Here is a 22,181-nt window from a genome sequence, read left to right on the forward strand (position 1 = left end):
TCTCACTTCTTCGGCTTTTGCGCGAGCAGGCTGATGACTTCGAAATGCGGCGCCTTGCGCTCGCGGCTGATGCGGTTGCAGCTGAGCACCTGCAGGCCGGCGGCGCTGGCGTAGTCGTGCAATTCCGCTTCGGTGAAGCCGAGGTTGCGGTGGTCGAACGGCTCCACCGCGGCGCGGTGGTCGTGCTTGCCCAGCGTCACCGCGAGCAGGCGGCCGTTGGGGCGCAGCAGGCACGCGGCTTCGGCCACCGCCTGCGCGGGGCGCTCGGCGTAGGTCAGCGCGTGCAGCATCAGCACCAGGTCGAAGCGGCGCTCGCCCAGTTCCAGCGCGTGCATGTCGCCCGCGCGCACTTCGACATTGGGGAAGGCCTGCAGGCGCTTCGCCGCGGCTTCGACCACGCGTTCGCTGGAGTCCACGCAGACGATGGAGTGCGCGTGCGGCGCCAGCAGTTCGGCGGTGATGCCGTCGCCGGAGGCGATGTCCAGCACGTCGCCGGTGCCCAGCAACTGCAACAGCGCGCGCGCCAGGGTTTCCCAGGTGCGGCCGGGCGAGTAGTGGCGCTCCATGTCGCCGGCCACGGTGTCGGCCCAGCCTTCGGAGCGGGCGCGGTTGGCCAGCACGCCGGGCAGGCGGGCGGCGTCCTCGCGCAGCAGGGCGTCGTCGATGTTCTCGCGCAGCGAGGCGATCAGCGCATGCTGGTGTTCGTCGCCCTCGCCGTTGGCGCGGTAGTAGGCGGAGACGCCGGCGCGGCGATCGCGCACCAGACCGGCTTCCTTGAGCTTGGCGAGGTGGGTGGAGACGCGCGGCTGCGCCAGGTGCAGCACCGCAGCCAGCTCGGCCACGGTGAGCTCCTCGCCTTCCAGCAGGGCCAGCAGGCGCACGCGGGTGGGGTCGGCCAGCAGGCGCAAGATGCTGGACGCAGTGGCCAGATCCATGCGTTATCCCTATATCGCGATAAAGAGATGCGAAGTCTGGGCCGTGGCTTGCCGTGCGTCAAGCGCCGCGCTCGTTCCATCCACGCCCGGCCTTTGTTGCGCCCGCACAAGGCGAAGCGGCCGACGCGGCTAAAATGACCGGCTTTTCATCCCCCGTTTCGCTACCGGAGTCCCCCATGGATTTCAGCTTTACCGAAGACCAGTTGGCTATCCAGGCCATTGCCCGCGACTTCGCACAGAAGCGCATCGCGCCGGTGGCAGCCGAGCTGGACGAGAAGGGGGAGTTCCCGCTGGAGAACATCCGCGAGATGGGCCAGCTCGGCCTGATGGGCATCGAGGTGCCGACCGAGTACGGCGGCGCGGGCATGGACCCGATCGCCTACTCGCTGGCGATGATCGAGATCGCCGCGGCCGACGCCGCCACCGCGACCATCATGTCGGTCAACAATTCGCTGTTCTGCAACGGCATCCTCAAGCACGGCACCGAGGAGCAGAAGCAGAAGTACGTGCGCGCCATTGCGCAGGGCGAGGCGATCGGCGCCTACGCGCTGACCGAGCCGCAGTCCGGTTCCGATGCCTCGGCCATGCACACCCGCGCCACGAAGAACGCCGACGGCGACTGGGTGATCAACGGCAAGAAGAGCTGGATCACCTCCGGCATGGTGGCGCGCTACATCATCCTGTTCGCCATAACCACGCCGGGCATCGGTGCCAAGGGCGTGTCCGCCTTCATCATCGACACGCAGCTGCCGGGCTTCCACGCGGGCAAGAGCGAACCCAAGCTGGGCATCCGCGCCTCGGCCACCTGCGAGATCGAGTTCACCGACTACGTGTGCCCGAAGCAGAACCTGCTGGGCCAGGAGGGCAAGGGCTTCGCGATGGGCATGAGCCTGCTCGACGCGGGGCGCATCGGCATCGCCTCGCAGGCGGTGGGCATCGCCCGCGCGGCATACGAGGCCGCGCTGCAGTGGTCGCGCGACCGCAAGGCCTTCGGCCATCCGATCGGCACGTTCCAGATGACCCAGGCGAAGATCGCCGACATGAAGTGCAAGCTCGACGCCGCCACCCTGCTGACGCTGCGCGCGGCGTGGGCGAAGGGCGAGGCGGACAGGAACGGCGGCCGCTTCGGCACCGAGGCCTCCATCGCCAAGCTCACCGCCTCGGAGGCGGCGATGTGGATCGCCCACCAGGCGGTGCAGATCCACGGCGGCATGGGCTACTCGCGCGAGATGCCGCTGGAGCGCTACTTCCGCGACGCCAAGATCACCGAGATCTACGAAGGCACCAGCGAGATCCAGCGCATCGTGATCGCGCGCAACGAGACGGGATTGCGGTAAGAGCCGGGATTCGGGATTCGGGATTCGGGATTCGGGATTCGGGAGAGCAGCGTGGCTCGATGCGCTTTGGGCCCGTAAAAGTCCCGTTGCCGTGTCGGCCGCGATACAAAAACGCCCCGGCAGGTGCCGGGGCGTTTTGCTTCAAGGCTGCGGGAACGGGCTTTCCGATTCCCCGACTCTCAATGCCCGTGTTGCGGGTTGGAGTCGAACGACTGCATGTTCGTGCCCGAGGCCGCCTGCGGCTTGCCGTCGCCGTCCATCTTGTCGCCCAGCAGGCGCCGCACCACGATGTAGAACACCGGGATCAGCAGCACGCCGAGGAAGGTGGCGAACAGCATGCCGCCGATCACGCCGGTGCCGATGGCGTGGCGCGCGTTGGCGCCGGCGCCGCTGGAGATGAACAACGGGAACACGCCGAGGATGAAGGCCAGCGAGGTCATCAGGATCGGGCGCAGTCGCAGTCGCGCGGCGTCGACGGTGGCTTCGCGCAGCGTGCGGCCGGCCTTCTGCTCGGCCACCGCGAACTCCACGATCAGGATCGCGTTCTTCGCCGCCAGGCCGATCACCGTGACCAGGCCGATCTTGAAGTAGATGTCGTCGGGCAGGCCGCGCAGCATGGTGAACACCACCACGCCGAGCAGGCCCAGCGGCACCACCAGCAGCACGGCCACCGGGATCGACCAGCTCTCGTACAGCGCGGCCAGCGCCAGGAACACGATGAAGATGGACAGCACCATCAGCAGCGTGGCGGCGTTGCCGGAGAGGATTTCCTGGTAGGACTGGCCGGTCCAGTCGTTGCCGAAGCCCTTCGGCAGGTCCTGGCTGACGATCTTCTGCATCTCGTTCATCGCCTCGCCCGAGGCGTGCCCCGGCGCGGGCGAGCCGACGATTTCCACCGCGGAATAGCCGTTGTAGCGGGTCAGCGCGGGCGAGCCCATGCCCCACTTCGCCTGCACCACGTTGGCGAGCGGGATCATCGCCGGCGTGCCGTTGGCGTTGGTCTGCGTGCTGCTGGGGATGTAGAAGTGCTGCAGCGCGTCCGGGCTCATGCGGTAGGCGGAGTCCGCCTGCATCATCACGCGCTTCACGCGGCCACCATAGGTGAAGTCGTTCACGTACACCGGCGCCAGCATCATGCTGACCGCGTTGTAGACGTCGCTGACCGACAGGCCCATCGACTGCGCCTGCACGCGGTCCACGCTCAGGTTGAGCTGCGGCGAGTCCTCCAGCGAGTTCGGGTGCACGCCGGTGAGCAGCGGATCCTGCGCGGCCTTGCCGAGCAGGATGTTGCGTGCCTGGGTGAGCGCGTCGCGGCCGAGGCCGGCGCGATCCTGCAGGAACATGTCGAAGCCGCCGAACTGGCCCAGGCCCTGGATGGTGGGCAGGTTGACCACGAAGATGCGCGCATCGCGGATCCCGTACAGCGCCCGGTTGGCGCGCTGGATGAAGTCCATCGCGGTGCCCTGGCGCTGCGACCAGTCCTTCAGCTTGATGAAGGCCATGCCGGCGTTTTCGCCCGAGCCCATGAAGCTGAAGCCGGTCACCTGCAGCACGCCTTCCACCGCCGGATCCTTGTCCAGGATCGCGCGCATCTGCGCCATCACCGCGCTGGTGCGCTGCTTGGTGGCGCCTGGCGGCAACTGGATGATGGACATCGCGTAGCCCTGGTCCTCCTCGGGCAGGAAGCTGCCGGGCAGGCGGGTGTACAGGAAGCCGGCCAGCACGGCGATCAGCGCGAACACCACCATCCAGCGCGGGGCGTGCCTGATCGCGCCGCCGACGTGGCCGGTGTAGGTGTGCGTGGTCCAGTCGAAGAAGTCGTTGAACTTGCGGAAGACGATGTTCTTCTTCTTGTGGTGCTCCGGCTGCAGGAAGCTGGCGCACAGCGCCGGCGTGAACGACAGCGCGAGGAAGGCCGAGAACGCCATCGACACCGCGATGGTCAGCGCGAACTGCTTGTAGATCACGCCGGAGGCGCCGGGCTGCAGCGCCGACGGCACGAACACCGCCGCCAGCACCACGGTGATCGCCACCACCGCGCCGGTGATCTGGCCCATCGCCTTGCGCGTGGCCTCCTTCGGCGGCAGGTTCTCCTCGGTCATGATGCGTTCGACGTTCTCGATCACCACGATCGCGTCGTCCACCACGATGCCGATGGCCAGCACCATGCCGAACAGGGTGAGCTGGTTGATGGTGAAGCCCAGCACCAGCATGCCGAGGAAGGTGCCCAGCAGGGCCACCGGGATCACCAGGGTGGGGATGATGGTGGCGCGCACGTTCTGCAGGAACAGCAGCATCACCAGGAACACCAGGATGATCGCCTCGACCAGCGTGTGCACCACCTCGTTGATGGAGATGTGCACGAAGGCGGTGCTGTCGTAGGGGCTGAACCAGCTCACGCCCTGCGGGAAGCTGGGGGCCAGCTCGTCCATCTTCGCGCGCACCGCGGTGGCCACGTCCAGCGCGTTGGCGCCGGGCAGCAGCATGATCGCGAACGCGGCGATGGGCTTGCCGTCCCAGGTGGTGTCGAAGCCGTAGCTGGTGGGGCCGAAGCTGATCTTCGCCACGTCGCCCAGCTTGACCACGGTGCCGTCGGCGTTGGCGCGCAGGATGATGTCGGCGAACTGCTCGGGCGTGGTGAAGCGGCCCTCGGCGGACACGGTGGCGTTGAGGCCCTGGCCGGGCAGGGCCGGGTCGGCGCCGATCGAGCCGGCGGCGAACTGCACGTTCTGCACCGAGATCGCGTTGTACACCTGCGCGGCCGACAGGTTGTAGCCCTGCAGCTTGTCCGGGTTCAGCCAGATCCGCATCGCGTATTCGGCACCGAACTGCTGGGTACTGCCCACGCCGGGCACGCGCGAGACCTGGTCCAGCACCTGCGAGGCCACGATGTCGCTGAGGTGGTCGCGGTCGATGCTCGGGTTGTCCGACTTCAGCGCCACCACCATCAGGAAGCCGGCGTTGGCCTTGGCCACCACCACGCCCTGCTGGGTCACCTCGCTGGGCAGGCGCGCCGTGGCCAGCGACACCTTGTTCTGCACCTGCACCTGGGCGATGTCCGGGTTGGTGCCGGTCTCGAAGGTGAGCGTGATCTGCGAGCTGCCGGTGGCGCTGGAGGAGGAGTTGAAATACAGCAGGTGGTCGATGCCGGTGAGCTGCTGCTCGATCACCTGGGTGACGGTTTTCTCGGTGGTGTCGGCGCTGGCGCCGGGGTAGGTGGCGTTCACCACGACCTGCGGCGGCGCGATGTTCGGGTACGACTCCACGCCCAGGTTGAGGATGGCCAGCACGCCGCCCAGCGAGATCAGGATGGCCACCACCCAGGCGAAGATCGGGCGGTCGATGAAGAAACTCGGCATGGTCTTAGAGCCTGTTCATGATCCCCAAGCACCCCGCGCCGGGATCTGTTTGCGCGTAGGCCAAGGAAGAGCGAAGGAGTGGACGTCGGTCCACGACTGAGTGATGACGCAGGGATGCGGGCAAACAGACCCGGCCCTGCGGGTTGCCGTCGAATGGCCGCCATGCGGCAGCGCGCGGCTTGGCCTGACGGCCAGTCAGGCCGGCGCCACGCACTACCACCTGGCAGCCATTCGACGGCAACGCGGGGTACTTGGGGATCATGAGCAGGCTCTTCCGTTACTTGCCGGCTGCCGCTGCGGAACCGCCCGCGGCCGGCTGCGGCTGCCACGGCGAAGCCTTGGCCGGCGCACCGTCGCGCACGTTCTGCACGCCGGACACCACCACCTGGTCGCCGGCCGCGAGGCCGCCGGTGACCACCCAGTTGCTGCCGCTCATGCCGCCGGTGGCGACGTCGTGGCGCTTGACGTTGCCGTCGCCGCCGACCACGAACACGTAGGCGCCGGCGGTGTCGCGCAGCACGGCGGTCTGCGGCACCAGGAACACCTGGTGCTGCTCGCCCAGCTTCGCCTTCAGCGTCACGTACATGCCGGGCAGCAGGCTGTGCCTGGGATTGGGGATCTGCGCGCGCAGGTTCATCGCGCCGGTGGACGGGTCCACCGTGGCGGCGGTGAAGTCCAGCACGCCCGGTTCGGCATAGGTACTGCCGTCGGGCAGGGTCACGCGCACGGTGGCCGTGTTCGGCTGGGCGAGCGTGACGCCGCCGCCGGTCTGCGCCTGGCGCAGCTGCTCCATGTCGGCCACGCTCATGGTGAAGTTCACGTACAGCGGGTCGATCTGGTCCACCGTGGTGAGCAGGGTCGCGCTGGCGCCGGTGTCGGCGGTGCCGTTGCCGACGATGGCGCCTTCGGTCACCTGCTGCTGGCCGGAGCGGCCGTCGATGGGCGACACCACCCGGGTGTAGCCGAGGTTGATGCGGGCGGTTTCCACGGCGGCCTGCGCCTGCTGCACGGCGGCGGCGGCGCTGCGCTCGGTGGCCTCGTCGGCGTCCAGCTGCGCGCGTGCGATGTAACCCTGCGGGATGAGCTGGCGGTCGCGTTCGGCCACCACGTGCGCATTGGTGTAGGTGGCCTTGGCCGAGGCGAGGTTGGCGATGCTGGAATTCAGCGCGGCCTGGTAGGGCGCCGGGTCGATCTGGAACATCAGGTCGCCCTTCTTCACGTCGGAGCCTTCGACGTAGACGCGCTTCAGCAGCACGCCGGACACGCGGGCGCGCACGTCGGCGCTGCGGAAGGACGACAGGCGGCCGACCAGGTCCTTGGTCAGCGGCTCGTTCTGCGGCTGCACGGTGACCACGCCCACCTGCGGCGGCGGCATTTGCGGCGGGCCTTGTTCCTTCTTGCCGCAGGCGGTCAGGGCCAGCAGGCCGAGGCACAACGCGGGGGCGCGCAGGGACGGGGATTTCATGGGGACTCCGGGGCGTGCTGATCGTGGTCGGATGACGGCGCTTCACGCGCGCCGTAAAAAGAGCAGGTGCGGGTTCGCGGCTCGCTACTATACCGCACGGTTCACAATTTATTGAAGGGCTTGCGGGAGGTTTTCCGGGCGACCGGTCCGGACGGGCGCGGGGGAAGCGGTGCCGCGTTTCCGCCATGTGTCGCCGTGATGTCGCGCCGGTGACGTCGCGTGCCCGCCGTGCGCGTCTGCATCGGGGCTTCGACGATGCGTTTGCGTACTGTCCCCGCGAGCATGAATGAAGCGCCGTCCATGACGCTATGCACAAGGCACAACGATGGATTGAAGCGTATCCTTTTGGGGCTTTATCGCGTCACTTTCGTCTCCACTACACAGTAGATGCCATGAATGCCATTCGTGCAGACCATGAAGTTCCGTTTCAGTCCGCCGTTCTCGAGGCGCTGAAGCAAACCGGATTCCCCGCCCAGCGCCTTGATGAGGCGCAATTTTTTATCGGAGCCTTCTTCGCGCGGATCAGCGAGGGCGATCGTGGCCTGCACACCCCGGCGCGATGGGCGACCGTGGTGGGCGGCCTGCTGGACTTCATGCAGCAGCGCACGCCGGGGCGTGCCGCCGTGCGCGTGCTGAACCCCGAGGCCGGCCACGGCCAGTTGCAGATCGTCACCGACGACATGCCGTTCCTGATCGACACCGTGAGCATGGTGGTGTCGGCGCGTTCGCGCGTGCATGCCGTGGTCCATCCGGTGTTGCCGGTGCGACGCGACGCCGGCGGCAAGCTGCTGGAGCTGGGCGGCGGGCAGGGCGTGGCAGAGTCGGTGATGCATTTCGAGATCGACCGCGTGGCCGATGCCGCCGAACAGGCGCAACTGGTCGCGCAGGTCGAGGCCGCGCTGGACGACGTGCGCGCCGCCGTGGGCGACTGGGCGGCGATGCGCGACAAGGCGCTCGCCATCGCCGACGAGCTGCCGCAGCGCAAGCCCGCGCTGGACGCGGCCTCGGCGCGCGAGGCCGGCGAGTTCCTGCGCTGGATCGCCGCGGACAACTTCACCTTCTTCGGCTACCGCGAATACGAAGTGACCGACGCCGACGGCGACCGCGTGCTGCGTGCCATCGACGGCTCCGGGCTGGGCATCCTGCGCAGGAACGAACAGTCGCTGGCGCCGCGCTCGCTGAAGACGCTGGCGGCCAGCGAGCTGCCGCAGTCCGGTGCGGTGGACGCGGTCATCCTCACCAAGACCAATGCGCGCTCGCGCATGCACCGCCCCGGCTACATGGACTACATCGGCGTGCTGCGCTTCGGCGCCGACGGCCGTGCCGTGTCGGAACAGCGCTTCCTCGGCCTGTTCACCTCCAGCGCCGGCATGGCGCGCCCGCAGGACGTGCCGCTGGTGCGCCACAAGGTGGAGGCGGTGCTGGCGCGCTCGGGCCTGAAGCGCGACTCGTACTCCGGCAAGTCGCTGCGCCATACGCTGGAAACGCTGCCGCGCGAGGAGCTCCTGCAGAGCAGCGAGGACGAGCTGTCCGCCATCGCCAGCGGCATCCTCGAGCTGCGCCAGCGCGCGCACACGCGCCTGTTCATGCGCCGCGACCGCTATGGCCGCTTCTTCGCCTGCCAGGTGTTCGTGCCGCGCGAGCGCTTCAACACCTCGGTGCGCGAACGCATCGAGGCGCTGCTGGGCGAAGCCCTGCACGCCGAGCAGGTCGACTCCTCGGTGCTGATGGGCGAGGACGCGCTGGCGCGCCTCTACATCGTGCTGCGCCCGAAGATCGGCGACCAGCCCGAATACGACCTGGCCGCGCTGGAGCAGGGCGTGGCGGCGATCGCGCGCAACTGGCACGACGACGTGCGCGACGCGCTGGTGAAGCAGCGCGGCGAGCACGAAGGCGTGGTGCTGGCGAACCGCTACGCGCGTGCGCTTCCGCCCGGCTACATCGACGACGTGAGCCCGGCGGTGGCCGCCGAGGACGTGTACCAGCTGTCGCTGCTGGAAGGCGACAACGCCTTGCGCATGTCCTTCTACCATCCGCCGAAGGCGCCGGAGACGCTGCGCTTCAAGGTCTATCGCTCCGGCGGCGACATCGCGCTGTCCGAAGTGCTGCCGCAGCTGGAGAACCTGGGCCTGCGCGTGCTGACCGAGCATGTCTACGAGATCCAGGGCGACGGCGTGCCGCTGTCGATCCAGGACTTCGAGGTGCAGCCGGTGGGCAAGCTCACCTTCAGCGTGGAGCAGGTGGGTTCGCTGTTCGAGCACGCGTTCGAGCAGATCTGGCGCGGCAACGCCGAGAACGACGGCTTCAATCGTCTCGTGCTGGGCGCCCAGCTGAGCTGGCGCCAGATCGCGATGCTGCGCGGCTACTGCAAGTACCTGCTGCAGGCCGGCAGCCCGTTCTCGCAGTCGTACATGGAGGACACGCTCAACAACTATCCGGCCATCGCCGGCCTGCTGGTGGAGCTGTTCCTCGCCAAGTTCGACCCGCGCCGCGAATCGCTGTCGGCCGACGAACGCAAGGCCGCGGGCAAACTGCTGCACGACGAGATGTCCGCGCTGATCCCGGCCAGCGTGCAGGCGGCGAATCCCGTGCTGGTCGACGGTCTCGCCGCCGCGCTGGCGCAGCCGCGCGCCGAACAGTGCAAGACCATCGAGGCCGCGATCAACCTGCTGCTGGAGAACGTGGCCAGCCTCGACGAGGACCGCATCCTGCGCAGCTTCGTCGCGGTGATCCACGCCACGCTGCGCACCAGCTTCTTCCAGCAGTGGAACGGCGCGTACCGCGACTACATCAGCTTCAAGCTCGACTCGCACGCCGTGCCCGAGCTGCCCAAGCCGGTGCCGTACCGCGAGATCTGGGTGTGCGCGCCGCGCGTGGAAGGCATCCACCTGCGCTTCGGCCCGGTGGCGCGCGGCGGCCTGCGCTGGTCGGACCGCCGCGAGGATTTCCGCACCGAGGTGCTGGGCCTGGTGAAGGCGCAGATGGTGAAGAACACCGTGATCGTGCCGGTGGGCTCGAAGGGCGGCTTCTTCGTCAAGAAGCCGCCGGTGGGGGGCGACCGCGACGCGCAGCTGGCCGAAGGCATCGCCTGCTACAAGCTGTTCATCAACGGCCTGCTCGACATCACCGACAACCTGGTCGAAGGCAAGGTGGCGAACCCGCACGACGTGGTGCGCCACGACGCGGACGACCCGTACCTGGTGGTCGCCGCCGACAAGGGCACGGCCACCTTCTCCGACATCGCCAACGCGATCTCGATCGAGCACGGCTACTGGCTGGGCGACGCGTTCGCCTCCGGCGGCTCCAACGGCTACGACCACAAGGGCATGGGCATCACCGCCAAGGGCGCGTGGGAGTCGGTGAAGCGCCACTTCCGCGCGCTGGGCCGCGACAGCCAGAGCGAGGACTTCAGCTGCGTGGGCATCGGCGACATGTCCGGCGACGTGTTCGGCAACGGCATGCTGCTGTCGCGCCACATCAGGCTGCTGGCCGCGTTCGACCACCGCCACGTGTTCCTCGACCCGAACCCGGACGTGGAGCGCTCCTTCGTCGAGCGCGAGCGCATGTTCAAGCTGCCGCGTTCGAGCTGGGACGACTACGACAAGTCGCTGATCTCCGCCGGCGGCGGCGTGTGGCCGCGCACGGCCAAGGCCATCCCGGTGTCGCCGGAGGTGCGCGCGGCGCTGGGCCTCAAGGCCGATGTCACGCAGTTGGCGCCGAACGAGCTGCTCAACGCCATCCTCAAGGCGCCGGTGGACCTGCTGTGGAACGGCGGCATCGGCACCTACGTCAAGGCCAGCAGCGAAACCCATGCCGACGCCCGCGACCGCGCCAACAACGGCCTGCGCGTGGACGGCAACGAGCTGCGCTGCAAGGTGGTGGGCGAAGGCGGCAACCTCGGCATGACCCAGAAGGGCCGCATCGAGGCGGCGCAGAAGGGCGTGCTGCTCAACACCGACTTCATCGACAACTCCGCCGGCGTGGACACCTCCGACCACGAGGTGAACATCAAGATCCTGCTCAACGACGCCGTGCAGCGCGGCGAGCTCACCGAGGCCGCGCGCAATACCCAGCTCGCCGCGATGACCGACGAGGTGGGCCAACTGGTGCTGTGGGACAACTACCGCCAGAACCAGGCGATCACCCTGATGGAGCACCAGTCGGCCAAGCGCCTCGGTTCGATGGCGCACTTCATCCGCACGCTGGAAGCCGAGGGTTCGCTGGATCGCCAGGTGGAGAACCTGCCCGGCGAGGCCGAGCTGACCGAGCGCAAGACGCGCGGCCAGGGCATGACCCGTCCGGAGCTGTCGGTGCTGCTCTCCTACGACAAGATCCGCCTGTTCCAGCAGTTGCTGGATTCCGACGTGCCGGAAGACCCGTACCTCTCCAAGGAGCTGGTGCGCTACTTCCCCGCGCCGCTGCACGAGAAGTACGCCGCGCACATGCAGCGCCACCGCCTGAAGCGCGAGATCATCGCCACCGCGGTGACCAACTCGACGATCAACCGCATGGGCGCCACCTTCATGATGCGCATGCAGGAGGACACCGGCAAAGGCCCGGCGGCGATCGCCAAGGCCTACACCGCCGCGCGCGAGATCCTCGACGCGCGCGAGCTGTGGGCCGAGATCGAGGCGCTGGACAGCAAGGTGGCCGAGGGCACCCAGGTCGACGCGGTGATGCAGATCTGGTCGCTGCTGCGCCACATGACGCGCTGGCTGCTCAACCGTCCCGGCGGCACGCTGGAGATCGCCGCCAACGTCGAGCGCTACCAGGCCGGCGTGAGCGCGCTGCGCAAGGCCCTGCCCGAAGCGCTGACGCCGACCGGCAAGGGCGACTTCGCCTGCAGCCAGGAGAAGTGGGAAGGCCTGGGCCTGCCCGCCGAGCTGGCCGTGCGCCTGGCCAGGCTGTCGGAACTGCGCGCCGCGCTGGACATGGTCGAAGTGGCGCAGCAGACCGGCCAGCCCGTCGAGAAGGTGGCCGGCGTGTTCTACGAACTGGGCGAGGCGCTGGACCTCGAATGGTTGCGCGGCCAGATCGAGGCATTGCCGGTGGAAGGCCACTGGCACGCGCAGGCACGCGGTTCGCTGCTGGACGAGCTCAACCACCAGCATCGCGCGCTGGCGCAGCAGGTGCTGAAGCTGGGCGGCGGCGGCAAGGACGTCTCGCCGGTGCAGGCATGGCTGCAGCGCGACGACGCCACCCTGCAGCACACCCGCGGCATGCTGGCCGAGATCCTCACCCAGAACGCCGACTACCCGATCGCCTCGGTGGCCGTGCGCCGTCTTGCGCAGCTGGCGCAGGTTCCGGTGGGTTGAAGGCCGGGATTCGGGAATAGGGATTGGGGATTCGCAAAAGCGGGGCACGCGAGCTTGATTTGCCGCGTGCCTTGCCGGGATGATCGGAAGAGCCGGGGCGCCGGCTTTTCCGAATCCCCAATTCCGAATCCCGAATCCCGAATCCCATGCTCATAGCCTTCGTCGCCAGTGACACCAGCGTCGCCCAGCAGGCGCGGCGCAAGCTCGTGGAGCGTTACGGCGACGTGCCCGCCGACGAGGCCGAGCTGATCGTGGCGCTGGGCGGCGACGGCTTCATGCTGCGCACCCTGCACGCGCATCTCGCGCTGGGCGTACCGGTGTACGGCATGAAGCTCGGCCGCGTCGGCTTCCTGATGAACAAGCATCGCGTGGACGAGCTGCCCGAGCGCGTGGCGCGTGCGCATGCCGCCGAACTGTTCCCGCTGGAAATGCAGGTAACCGATACGGCCGGCCATGCGCACACCGCGCTGGCCTTCAACGAGGTCTCGCTGCTGCGCCAGAGCAACCAGGCCGCACATCTGGAAGTGAAGCTCAACGACGCGGTGAAATTGCCCAACCTGATCTGCGACGGCGTGATGGTCGCCACGCCCGCCGGTTCCACCGCCTACAACCTCTCCGCGCACGGGCCCATCCTGCCGCTGGACGCCAACGTGCTGGCGCTCACCCCGATCAGCCCGTTCCGCCCGCGCCGCTGGCGCGGCGCGATCCTGCCGCACCGCACCCGGGTCAGCCTGCGCGTGCTCGATCCCGGCAAGCGCCCGGTCAGCGCCACCGCCGATTTCCACGAAGTGCGCGACGTGCGCGAAGTGTCGGTGCGCCAGGCCGAGGGGCAGGGCGTGCGCCTGCTGTTCGATCCCGAGCACAACCTGGAGCAGCGCATCCTCGACGAGCAGTTCGCCGCGGACTGACCCGCTTTTTTCCCCACACCGCGGGCAAGGCTGGATGCGAAGCGGCTTCTCGGTAGGCGCACCCTGTGCGCGATTGCGGACTGCTTCGATCGGAGCGCAAGGCAATCGCGCACAGGGTGCGCCTACGCAAAGCGAGTCTCACGCTGTGCGCATGGCATGCGCTAGATTGACCGCATGCCGACCCACGACTCTTCCGCCGCCACCGACAACCGCCTCGTCGTCGCGATCTCCTCGCGCGCCCTGTTCGACCTGGGCAACAGCCACGAGTTGTTCGAGCGCGAAGGGCTGGACGCCTACCGCAACTTCCAGATCGAGCACGAGGACGAGATCCTGCAACCCGGCGTGGCCTTCCCGCTGGTGCAGAAACTGCTCGGCCTCAACAAGCTGGCGGGCGACGTGCCGCCGGTGGAAGTGATCCTGTTGTCGCGCAACTCCGGCGACACCGGCCTGCGCATCTTCAACGCGATCCAGCACCACGGCCTGGAGATCAGCCGCGCCGCCTTCACCAGCGGCGCGCCCACCTCCGACTACATTGCGCCGTTCAAGGCTGACCTGTTCCTCTCCGCCAACGCCGAGGACGTGGGCCGTGCGCTCAAGGCCGGCGTGGCGGCGGCCACCATCCTGCCCAGCGTGGCGCCGCCGCGCGCCAGCGAACAATTGCGCATCGCCTTCGATGGCGATGCGGTGATCTTCGGCGACGAGGGCGAGCGCGTCTCGCGCGAGGAAGGCCTCGAAGCCTTCCACCGCAGCGAGCGCGAGCACGCCGAGGAGCCGCTCTCGGTCGGCCCGTTCCGGGGCTTCCTTACCGCATTGCACCGGTTGCAGGCGGCGTTCCCCGCGGAGAACTCGCCGATCCGCACCGCCCTGGTCACCGCGCGCTCCGCGCCCGCGCACAAGCGCGTGATCCTCACCCTGCGCCGCTGGGGCGTGCGCATCGACGAGGCGCTGTTCCTCGGCGGCCGCGACAAAGGCCCCTTCCTCGATGCCTTCGGTGCCGATATCTTCTTCGACGACTCACCGGCCAACGTGGAGTCCGCGCGCAAGCATGTGGCGACGGGGCATGTGCCGCATGGGGTGAGCAACCGATGACGGATGATCAAGGGATGGCCTGGAAAGTGTTAAAAATTTCTAGATAGATGCGCCTTCTTCTGCCTTTGTACTGAAAGTGGCATAAATTTTTTTGTGGTTCATTCAGGGGTGAGGCCATGTTTGCATTTGGACAGAAAGGTCGAACCGGCGAGGCGTTGAAGCGCGGTTCTTACGCATTCTTCCAGGGTGATTTTGTCAATAAGAAAGCTATTGCGGAGATGAGTTTAACGGAAGATGCAAGGGCGGCACTCTACATCTTCACTAGTTGCAACTGTCTTTATGACCTTTACTTGCAGATGAAAATGTCGCCATTGTCCGGTAAGAAGCCATGGGCGGATTTTCCTTTCTTCTTGAAGCAAGCGCTTTATGGAATTGAGTGGTACGAATTACAGGAGAGGATGATCAGAGGGACTATTTCACAACCCTGCATACAGGTCTTGGCAAAAATTGCCGGCTACGCGATGGAGCACGGTGTATACCCTGATGCTATGTCCGCAGCTGAAGTCATTAAGGCCAATGGTGGTGGTGACGTGGCACAAGTTCGGCAGTTCATCGTAGCGTGTCGTGATCGGTTTCATGCACAGACAATGCATATGTTCGGATGGCCGAAATAGGATTGGGAAACGAGGGTCGGGTTCACTTACTTCTGGCTCGCTGAGCAATGTGAAATTGCTTCGCGCTGCAAGTTGCATATCAAGGCACCGAATGCCCCTTGCTCGCCGTCCAGATCGTGTACCAGTCCTCGGCATCCAGTGAAACATCCAGCGCGGCCACGGCTTCGCTCAGTCCTTCGATGCGACCAGTGCCTGTGATCGGATAGGGTCGTGAGGGATGGCGCAATACCCAGGCAAAGGCCAGGGTTGTCAGGCTGATGCCGTGGCGATCGGCGATGCGCTGCATTTCAGCGCGCACGCGCACGGCTTGTTCGTCCTCGCCGGTGAACAGGCGGCCGCCGGCCAGCGGTGACCAGATCATTGGACGCAGGCTGAGTTGTTGCGCCTGGTCCAGCGTGCCGTCATCCAGCGCGTCCATGTGCAGGGGCGAGAGTTCGAGCTGGTTGGTAGCGAGGGCATGGTGCTGATGCAGCAGGGCGAACTGGCTGGTTGAATGGTTGGACACGCCCCAGTGCGCCACCTTGCCTTCATGCGTAAGCGCTGCGAACGTTTCGGCCAGCGCGGCGGCATCCATCAAGTAGTCGGGGCGATGGATCAGCACCAGGTCCAGTCGTTCGGTACGCAGGTTGCGCAACGACTGCTCGACCTGCGCGCGCACGTAGGCCGCCGAGGTGTCGTAGTAGTTCACGCGGTACGGGCGTTGCACCGAACGCAGGCGGATGCCGCATTTGCTCACCAGTTGCATGCGTCGGCGCAGCGCCGGGGCTGCCTGCAGTGCTTCGCCGAACAGGGTTTCGGCCTGGTAGTCGCCGTAGATGTCCGCGTGGTCGAAGCTGGTGATGCCCAGGTCCAGCGCCTGCTCGATCCAGCGCACGCGCTCCGGCACGGACAGGTTCCAACTGGTGATGCGCCACAGGCCGGCGACGATGGGGGAGAGTTCCAGTGCGGATGAGGCGCGGGCAATCGTCATGCTTGGCTCGTTCGGGATCGGGGCCCGGCCATCATGCAGCATCGAAACCGGGTGCGGAATGGGGATGGGTCGGTGGCCCCGGAGCGGGTGCCGGCGCAATCGTTTCGGATGACGCCTGTCACTGGTTGCCGCCTGGATGGCGCCTTACCGTAACGCCACCTTGGGGAGGCAACGACGATGACGGACAACGAAACGAATACCGGAACGAACACGGTTGCGTGGCGCGGCCATCGCATCATCCCGGCCCTGCTGGTGGTCGGGGTGGGCGTGATCTTCCTGTGCGGCAACCTGGGCGTGCAGTTCCCCTTCCTGAACTGGGCGAACTGGTGGGCGTGGTTCATCCTGTTCGGTGCGGCGTGGCCGCTGTCCGAGGCCTGGGACCGCTACCGCGCCGTCGGCACGGTGGATGGCGCGGTGGCGCATTCGCTGCTGAATGCCCTCGCCATCGTGATGGTGGCGATGATCTTCATCCTCGACCTGTCCTGGGGCACCTGGTGGCCACTGTTCGTGATCTACGGCGGCGTGTGCATGCTGGTGCGCGAGCCGCGGCGCCGGGGCAGGGACGGGCTGCGGTAATCTCGCCGTCTCCATCGTTCCATCGAGGTACCGGTGCTGCTTGCCGTCCTGACGATACTGTTCGTCGCCAGCTTCATCCGTTCGGCCTTCGGCTTCGGCGAGGCCCTGATCGCGGTGCCGCTGCTGGCCTTCGCGATGCCGGTGGAGGAGGCGGCGCCGATCGCCGCGCTGGTCTCGGTCACGGTGGCGATCGTGGCCATCGCGCAGGACTGGCGGCACATCCATTTCCGCAGTGCGGGTCGCTTGTTCCTCGCCACCGCGGCAGGCGCGCCGCTCGGCCTGTGGGCGTTGCATGCGCTGGACGGGCATCTGGTGAAGATGGTGCTCGGTGCGGTGGTGATGGCGTTCTCGCTGTTCGCCCTGATGCGCCGCCCGCAGGCGACGCTGCATGACGACCGCCATGCCTGGATCTTCGGCTTCGGCGCAGGCGTGCTTGGCGGCGCGTATGGCATGAACGGGCCGCCGCTGGCGGTGTATGGCGCGTTGCGCGGCTGGTCGCCGCGGCATTTCCGCGCGACGCTGCAGGGCTATTTCCTGCCGGCCAGCCTGGTGACCATGGCTGGCTATGGCCTCACCGGTCTGTGGACGCCGGGGGTGACCCGCGACTATCTGCTGGCCTTGCCGCTGGTGCTGGTCGCCACCTTGCTGGGCCGCATGCTCAACCGGCGGTTGGGCGGCCCGGCCTTCGTGCGTTGCCTGTACGCCGGCCTGGTGCTGGTCGGCGCGCTGTTGCTGTTGCAGTCGCGCGGCTGGTTGGGCGACTAGCGTTTCGCCGCGGCCTGCGGCGCCGTGCCCAGTTCGTCCGCCGACCAGCCGCCGCCGAGGTCGCCGATCAGCGACACGGTGTCGAGCAGCCGCTGTTCGTGCACGCCCAGCGCGTTCTGCCGGCTGCTGAACTCGGTGGCCTGGGCGGTGGCGACGGTGGTGTAGTCCACCGTGCCGGCCTGGTATTCGTTCCGGGCGATCTCGGCGCCACGGGTGGCGTCGCGGGCGGCGCTGTCCTGCACGTCGGATTGCCGGGCGAGGATGCCCAGCCCGGAGAGGTCGTTCTCCACATTCTGCAGCGCACCCAGCACGGTGCCGCGGTAGTTGGCGACGGCGGCTTCGTAGTTGGCCCTGGCGGCGGCGACCTGGCCGCTGCGCTCGCCGCCGTCGAACAGGGTGGCGCCGACGTCGGCGCCCAGCGACCAGACGTGGTTGGCGAGGTGCAGCAGGCCGGCCAGCGGCGATTGCGAGAAGCCGTCCGCGCCCGACAGCGACAGCGTCGGGTAATACGCCGCCTCGGCCACGCCGATCGCGGCGTTCTGCGCAGCCATCTGGCGTTCGGCGACGGCGATGTCGGGACGGCGCTGCAGCAGGGTCGACGGCACGCCGGAAGGCACGGCCGGAAGGCTGGGCAACGCGGCGTCGTGCGGGATGTCCAGGTCTTCCGGGTTCTTGCCGACCAGCACGGCGATGGCGTGCGCGTACTGCGCGCGGGCGATGCCCAGCGACAGCAGGCTGGACTGGGCGTTTTCCAGTTGCGTGCGCGCGCTGATTTCGTCGGACGGCGCGATGGTGCCGGCGCTGGACTGGTTCTGCACCACGCGCAGCGATTCCGTGTACGCGGCGACGGCCTGCTGCTGCAGGTCGATGCTGGCGTCGGTGGCGCGCAGCTCGATCACCGCGGTGGCCAGCGCGGCCTGTTCGGACAAGGTGGCGTTGGCCAGCGTGGCCTGGCTGGCCTGCGCGGAGGCCTTGCTCTGCTCGAGGCCGCGGCGCACCTTGCCCCACAGGTCGGGCGCCCAGCTCGCGGTGCCTTCCAGCGAGCCGCTGGTGCCGATGCGGCGCGTCGTCGCAAGGGAGCTGCCGCTGGCGCTGCGTTCCTTGTCGCCGGCGCCGCTGATGCCGATGGTGGGGAACAGCGCGCTGCGCGCTTCCTTCACCTCGGCCAGTGCGGCCTGGTAGTTCGCATAGCTCTGCGCCACGGTCTGGTTGGAGACCGCGACCTGCGGTTCCAGCTCGTCGAGCAATGGATCGTGGAAGGGCGCCCACCAGTTGCCCTTGGGCAGGTCGGCGTCGCCCGGCGCGGCGGCCGACCAGCCGGGCAGCGGCTTGAACTGCGCGGGCATCTGCACCTGCGGGCGGTGGTAGTCGGGGCCGACCATGCAGCCGGCCAGCAGCGAAGCCAGCGTGGCGGCCAGTGCGGCGCGGGGGAGATGGGTGTTCATGCGTTGGCCTCCGAGCGGTTCCAGGGCAGCGTGGCGTTCCATCGGGCCAGCTTGTCGTGCAGGCGGTCGAAGTAGAGGTAGATCACGGGCGTGGTGTACAGGGTGAAGACCTGGCTGAGGATCAGGCCACCGGCGACGGTGATGCCCAGCGGCTGGCGCAGCGAGGCGCCCTGGCCGATGCCGACCGCCAGCGGGATGGCGCCCAGCACCGCGGCGGCGGTGGTCATCATGATCGGGCGCAGGCGCACCACGGCGGCGTCGTGGATCGCCTTGCGCGGCTCGTAGCCTTCGTCGCGCTGCAGGTGGATGGCCACGTCGATCATCATGATCGCGTTCTTCTTGACGATGCCGATCAAGAGGATGATGCCGATCATCGCGATCACCGAGAACGGCGTGCCGAAGATCAGCAGCGCCAGCGTGGCGCCGATGCCCGCGGAGGGCAGGGTGGAGAGGATGGTGACGGGGTGCACGGTGTTCTCGTAGAGCATGCCCAGCACGATGTACACCGCCACCAGCGCGGCGAGGATCAGCAGCGGCATGGTGGACATCGACTGCGAATAGACCTGCGCCGCGCCCGCGGTGGCGCCGCGGATGGACGCCGGCATGTGGATTTCCTGCTCGGCCTGGTCGATCGCCAGCAGCGCCTTGCTCAGCGAGCCGCCGGGCGGCAGGTTGAACGAGATGGTGGTGGCGACCAGACCGCTCTGGTGGTTGACCTGGGTGGGCGTGTGGTCGCTCTTGTAGCTGGCCAGTGCCGGGAACGGCACCAGCGTCTCGGCCGCGGTGCTGTCCGCGCTGCCGCTGGAGGCGCCGCCCTTGGAGTTGGAGATGGCGTTGGTGAGCAGGTTCGCTTCGGCGTTGGCGTTGTTCGCGTTGGTACTGGCCGACGTGGCCGACGCGGTGGCCGGCGCCTTCACCAGGCTGCCCGAGTACTGCGTCTGATCGGTGCCGCTGGCGACGCCGGCCGCGCCGCTGAAGCGCATGCGGTCGAGCATCTGCGGGTACTGCCAGTATTGCGGCGCCACCTCCATCACCACGTAGTACTGGTTGAGCTCGTTGTACACGGTGGAGACGGTGCGCTGGCCGAAGGCGTCGTACAGCACGCTGTCTAGCTGGGTCGGCGTGAAGCCGTAGCGCATCATGGTGGTGCGGTCGAAGTTGATGTCGATCTGCAGGCCGTGCTGCTGCAGGTCGGAGTTCACGCTGGTGAGCTGGCCGGAGTACTTGCCCAGCTCGTCCACCAGCTTGGGCACCCACTGGTACAACTGGTCGGCGTCGTCGCCGGTCAGCGTGTACTGGTATTCGGCGGCGGATTGCCGGCCGCCGATGCGCAGGTCCTGCGCGGCCTGCAGGAACAGGCGTGCGCCGGTGATCCGGTTGAGCTTGGGCCGCAGGCGTTCGACCACCTGCGCGGCGGAGATCTTGCGCTGCGCCAGCGGCTTCAGTTCCACGAACACGTTGGCGCTGTTGGTCGAACGGCCGCCGGTGAAGCCGGCCACCGAGGCCACCGCGGGATCCTGCTGCACGATGGACTGCAACTGCGCCAGCTTCTTCTCCATCGCCTGGAAGGAGATGCTCTGGTCGGCGATCACCGAGCCCATCAGGATGCCGTTGTCCTGCTCCGGGAAGAAGGTCGAGGGCAGCAGCTTGAACAGCATGACGTTCAGCACGAGCAGGCCGACCAGGGTCAGGCTGACCAGCAGCGCGTGGTCGAGCACGGCGTCGAGCGAGCGCGAATAGGCCTGCTTGAAGCGTTCGAACTGCCGCTCGTACCACAGCGCCCAGCGCGCCTTGGAATGCAGTGTCCTGCGGTTGAGCACGTAGGCGGCCAGCGTGGGCGTGACGGTGAGCGAGATCAGCAGCGAGAGCAGGATGGCGATCGACAGCGTCACCGCGAACTCGTGGAACAGCAGGCCGATGATGCCCGGCATCAGCAGGATGGGCAGGAATACCGCGATCAGCGACACGCTCATCGAGATCACCGTGAAACTGACCTCGGCGCTGCCGCGCATCGCCGCCTCGTGCACCTCCATGCCGGCCTCGACATGGCGCACGATGTTCTCCAGCACCACCACCGCGTCGTCCACCACGAAGCCGGTGCCGATGGTCAGCGCCATCAGCGACAGGTTGTCGATGCTGTAGCCCATCAGGTACATCGGCCCGAACGTGCCGACGATGGACAGCGGCAGCGCCACCGCCGGGATCAGGATCGCCCGCGGCGACTGCAGGAACACGAACACCACGCCGATCACCAGCAGGATCGCGATGAACAGGGTGCGCTCGGTGTCGCTCACCGCGCCCTGCACCGATACCGAGCGGTCCAGTGCCACGTCGGCGTGGATGCCCGACGGCAGCGCCGCCTCGATCGAAGGCAGCACGGCCTTGATCGAGCTGACCGTCTTGACGATGTTGCCGCCGGGGCGCGGGAACACGATCACCAGCACCGCGTCCTTGCCGTTGTAGAGGCCGGCGTTGCGGATGTTCTCCGCCGAGTCCTGCACGTCGGCGACGTCGCGCAGCAGCACCGGCGCGTTGTTGCGGTAGGCCACCACCAGGTCGCGGTAGGGCGCGGCCTTGCTGATCTGGTCGTTGGAGGTGACTTCGTAGCGCAGGCCGTTCTGGTCGATGTGGCCCTTGGCGCTGTTCGCGTTCGCGGCGCTGATCGCGGCGCGCACGTCCTCCAGCCCGATGCCGTAGCTGTTGAGCTTGTCCGGCTGCAGTTCCACGCGCACCGAGGGCAGCGCGCTGCCGCCCAGGGTGATCTGGCCCACGCCGTCGATCTGCGACAGCTGCTGCTGGATCACCGAATCGGCCGAGTCGTAGAGCTGGGCGCGGGTCAGCGTGTCCGAGGTCAGCGACAGGATCATGATCGGCGTGTCGGCCGGGTTGTACTCGCGGTACGTCGGGTTGCCGCGCAGGGTGGACGGCAGGTCCGCGCGCGCGGCCTGGATCGCCGCCTGCACGTCGCGCGCGGCGCCGTTGATGTCGCGGTCCAGCCCGAACTGGATGACGATGCTGGCCGAGCCGACCGAACTGGTCGAGGTCATCTCGTTGACGTCGGCGATGCTGCCGAGGCGGCGCTCCAGCGGCGCGGTGACGGTGGAGGCCATGATGTTCGGGCTGGCGCCCGCCATGCTGGCCTGCACCACCACCACCGGATAGGTCACGTTCGGCAACGGCGCCACCGGCAGGTGGAAATACGCCAGCAGGCCGGACAGCAGGATCGCGACCGCCAGCAGGGTGGTCGCCACCGGCCGCCGGATGAACAGGCCGGGGATGCTCATGCGCGGTCACCCATGCTCCCTTCCCTGCGTGCAGCAGGGGAGGGTTGGGACGGGGTGAAGTCCCCGGCGTTGCGGCAAGCGTGGATGACCCCACCCCGACCCTCCCCTGCACGCAGGGG

Annotated in this window: 14 protein-coding genes; 7 read left to right on the forward strand and 7 right to left on the reverse strand. The window is 67.7% G+C overall.

The annotated features are described in order from the left end of the window. Positions 1–2 precede the first annotated feature (2 nt). Positions 3–935 carry a metalloregulator ArsR/SmtB family transcription factor gene (locus IHE47_RS06585; RefSeq protein WP_192105090.1) on the reverse strand — a complete coding sequence of 311 codons (933 nt, stop codon included), beginning with the start codon at positions 933–935 and terminating at the stop codon, positions 3–5. A gap of 176 nt (positions 936–1,111) precedes the next feature. Between IHE47_RS06585 and IHE47_RS06590 the strand changes: the two genes are divergently transcribed. Further along, positions 1,112–2,272 (forward strand): acyl-CoA dehydrogenase family protein, encoded by a 1,161-nt coding sequence (locus IHE47_RS06590; protein WP_192105091.1) that lies wholly within the window; start codon positions 1,112–1,114, stop codon positions 2,270–2,272. 179 nt (positions 2,273–2,451) lie between these two features. Here the strand turns inward: IHE47_RS06590 and IHE47_RS06595 are convergent, their stop codons facing one another. From IHE47_RS06595 to IHE47_RS17965, 3 genes are all read right to left on the reverse strand, one after another. Next, positions 2,452–5,631 (reverse strand): multidrug efflux RND transporter permease subunit, encoded by a 3,180-nt coding sequence (locus IHE47_RS06595; protein ID WP_192105092.1) that lies wholly within the window; start codon positions 5,629–5,631, stop codon positions 2,452–2,454. Positions 5,632–5,908: 277 nt separating this feature from the next. Then, positions 5,909–7,096, reverse strand: a complete 1,188-nt coding sequence (locus IHE47_RS06600; protein ID WP_192105093.1) for an efflux RND transporter periplasmic adaptor subunit — start codon at positions 7,094–7,096, stop codon at positions 5,909–5,911. Between the two features lie 353 nt (positions 7,097–7,449). Next, positions 7,450–7,644 carry a hypothetical protein gene (locus IHE47_RS17965; protein ID WP_343227453.1) on the reverse strand — a complete coding sequence of 65 codons (195 nt, stop codon included), beginning with the start codon at positions 7,642–7,644 and terminating at the stop codon, positions 7,450–7,452. On the opposite strand from IHE47_RS17965, the gene IHE47_RS06605 reads away from it, so the two are divergent. From IHE47_RS06605 to IHE47_RS06620, 4 genes are all read left to right on the forward strand, one after another. Then, entirely contained in the window at positions 7,618–12,411 is a 4,794-nt protein-coding gene (locus IHE47_RS06605) for an NAD-glutamate dehydrogenase (protein ID WP_343227452.1), read from the forward strand. The two genes, IHE47_RS17965 and IHE47_RS06605, sit on opposite strands and share 27 nt — an antisense overlap. 146 nt (positions 12,412–12,557) lie before the next feature. Continuing rightward, on the forward strand, positions 12,558–13,319 hold the full coding sequence (locus tag IHE47_RS06610; protein ID WP_192105095.1) for an NAD kinase: 762 nt from the start codon (positions 12,558–12,560) through the stop codon (positions 13,317–13,319). Between the two features lie 174 nt (positions 13,320–13,493). Continuing rightward, entirely contained in the window at positions 13,494–14,408 is a 915-nt protein-coding gene (locus IHE47_RS06615; RefSeq protein ID WP_192105096.1) for a 5'-nucleotidase, read from the forward strand. A 116-nt stretch (positions 14,409–14,524) separates the two neighbouring features. Continuing rightward, positions 14,525–15,022 (forward strand): hypothetical protein, encoded by a 498-nt coding sequence (locus IHE47_RS06620; protein WP_192105097.1) that lies wholly within the window; start codon positions 14,525–14,527, stop codon positions 15,020–15,022. Positions 15,023–15,101: 79 nt separating this feature from the next. On the opposite strand, the gene IHE47_RS06625 is transcribed toward IHE47_RS06620, so the two are convergent. Next, complete coding sequence (locus IHE47_RS06625; protein ID WP_192105098.1) at positions 15,102–15,992, reverse strand: aldo/keto reductase; 891 nt, start codon at positions 15,990–15,992, stop codon at positions 15,102–15,104. A gap of 177 nt (positions 15,993–16,169) precedes the next feature. On the opposite strand from IHE47_RS06625, the gene IHE47_RS06630 reads away from it, so the two are divergent. Both IHE47_RS06630 and IHE47_RS06635 read left to right on the forward strand, forming a co-directional pair. Then, a complete protein-coding gene (locus tag IHE47_RS06630; protein ID WP_225561671.1) occupies positions 16,170–16,568 on the forward strand; it encodes a hypothetical protein in 399 nt (132 codons plus the stop codon). Positions 16,569–16,601: 33 nt separating this feature from the next. Further along, positions 16,602–17,333, forward strand: a complete 732-nt coding sequence (locus IHE47_RS06635) for a sulfite exporter TauE/SafE family protein (RefSeq protein ID WP_343227447.1) — start codon at positions 16,602–16,604, stop codon at positions 17,331–17,333. Here IHE47_RS06635 and IHE47_RS06640 read toward each other — a convergent pair. Then, positions 17,330–18,778, reverse strand: a complete 1,449-nt coding sequence (locus IHE47_RS06640) for an efflux transporter outer membrane subunit (RefSeq protein ID WP_192105099.1) — start codon at positions 18,776–18,778, stop codon at positions 17,330–17,332. The genes IHE47_RS06635 and IHE47_RS06640 overlap by 4 nt on opposite strands. Continuing rightward, positions 18,775–22,062: an efflux RND transporter permease subunit gene (locus tag IHE47_RS06645; RefSeq protein WP_192105100.1), complete on the reverse strand. Its 3,288-nt coding sequence runs from the start codon at positions 22,060–22,062 to the stop codon at positions 18,775–18,777. The genes IHE47_RS06640 and IHE47_RS06645 overlap by 4 nt, the downstream gene beginning before the upstream one ends. Between the last annotated feature and the right edge of the window lie 119 nt (positions 22,063–22,181).

Source organism: Rhodanobacter sp. DHB23 (genome assembly GCF_014842975.1).
Classification (GTDB): domain Bacteria; phylum Pseudomonadota; class Gammaproteobacteria; order Xanthomonadales; family Rhodanobacteraceae; genus Rhodanobacter_A.

Bases quoted from the DNA above. Each gene is read 5' to 3' on its own strand.
- IHE47_RS06585 (WP_192105090.1), bottom strand. From the start codon at position 935: ATGGATCTGGCCACTGCGTCCAGCATCTTGCGCCTGCTGGCCGACCCC.
- IHE47_RS06590 (WP_192105091.1), top strand. From the start codon at position 1,112: ATGGATTTCAGCTTTACCGAAGACCAGTTGGCTATCCAGGCCATTGCC.
- IHE47_RS06595 (WP_192105092.1), bottom strand. From the start codon at position 5,631: ATGCCGAGTTTCTTCATCGACCGCCCGATCTTCGCCTGGGTGGTGGCC.
- IHE47_RS06600 (WP_192105093.1), bottom strand. From the start codon at position 7,096: ATGAAATCCCCGTCCCTGCGCGCCCCCGCGTTGTGCCTCGGCCTGCTG.
- IHE47_RS06610 (WP_192105095.1), top strand. From the start codon at position 12,558: ATGCTCATAGCCTTCGTCGCCAGTGACACCAGCGTCGCCCAGCAGGCG.
- IHE47_RS06615 (WP_192105096.1), top strand. From the start codon at position 13,494: ATGCCGACCCACGACTCTTCCGCCGCCACCGACAACCGCCTCGTCGTC.
- IHE47_RS06620 (WP_192105097.1), top strand. From the start codon at position 14,525: ATGTTTGCATTTGGACAGAAAGGTCGAACCGGCGAGGCGTTGAAGCGC.
- IHE47_RS06625 (WP_192105098.1), bottom strand. From the start codon at position 15,992: ATGACGATTGCCCGCGCCTCATCCGCACTGGAACTCTCCCCCATCGTC.
- IHE47_RS06630 (WP_225561671.1), top strand. From the start codon at position 16,170: ATGACGGACAACGAAACGAATACCGGAACGAACACGGTTGCGTGGCGC.
- IHE47_RS06640 (WP_192105099.1), bottom strand. From the start codon at position 18,778: ATGAACACCCATCTCCCCCGCGCCGCACTGGCCGCCACGCTGGCTTCG.
- IHE47_RS06645 (WP_192105100.1), bottom strand. From the start codon at position 22,062: ATGAGCATCCCCGGCCTGTTCATCCGGCGGCCGGTGGCGACCACCCTG.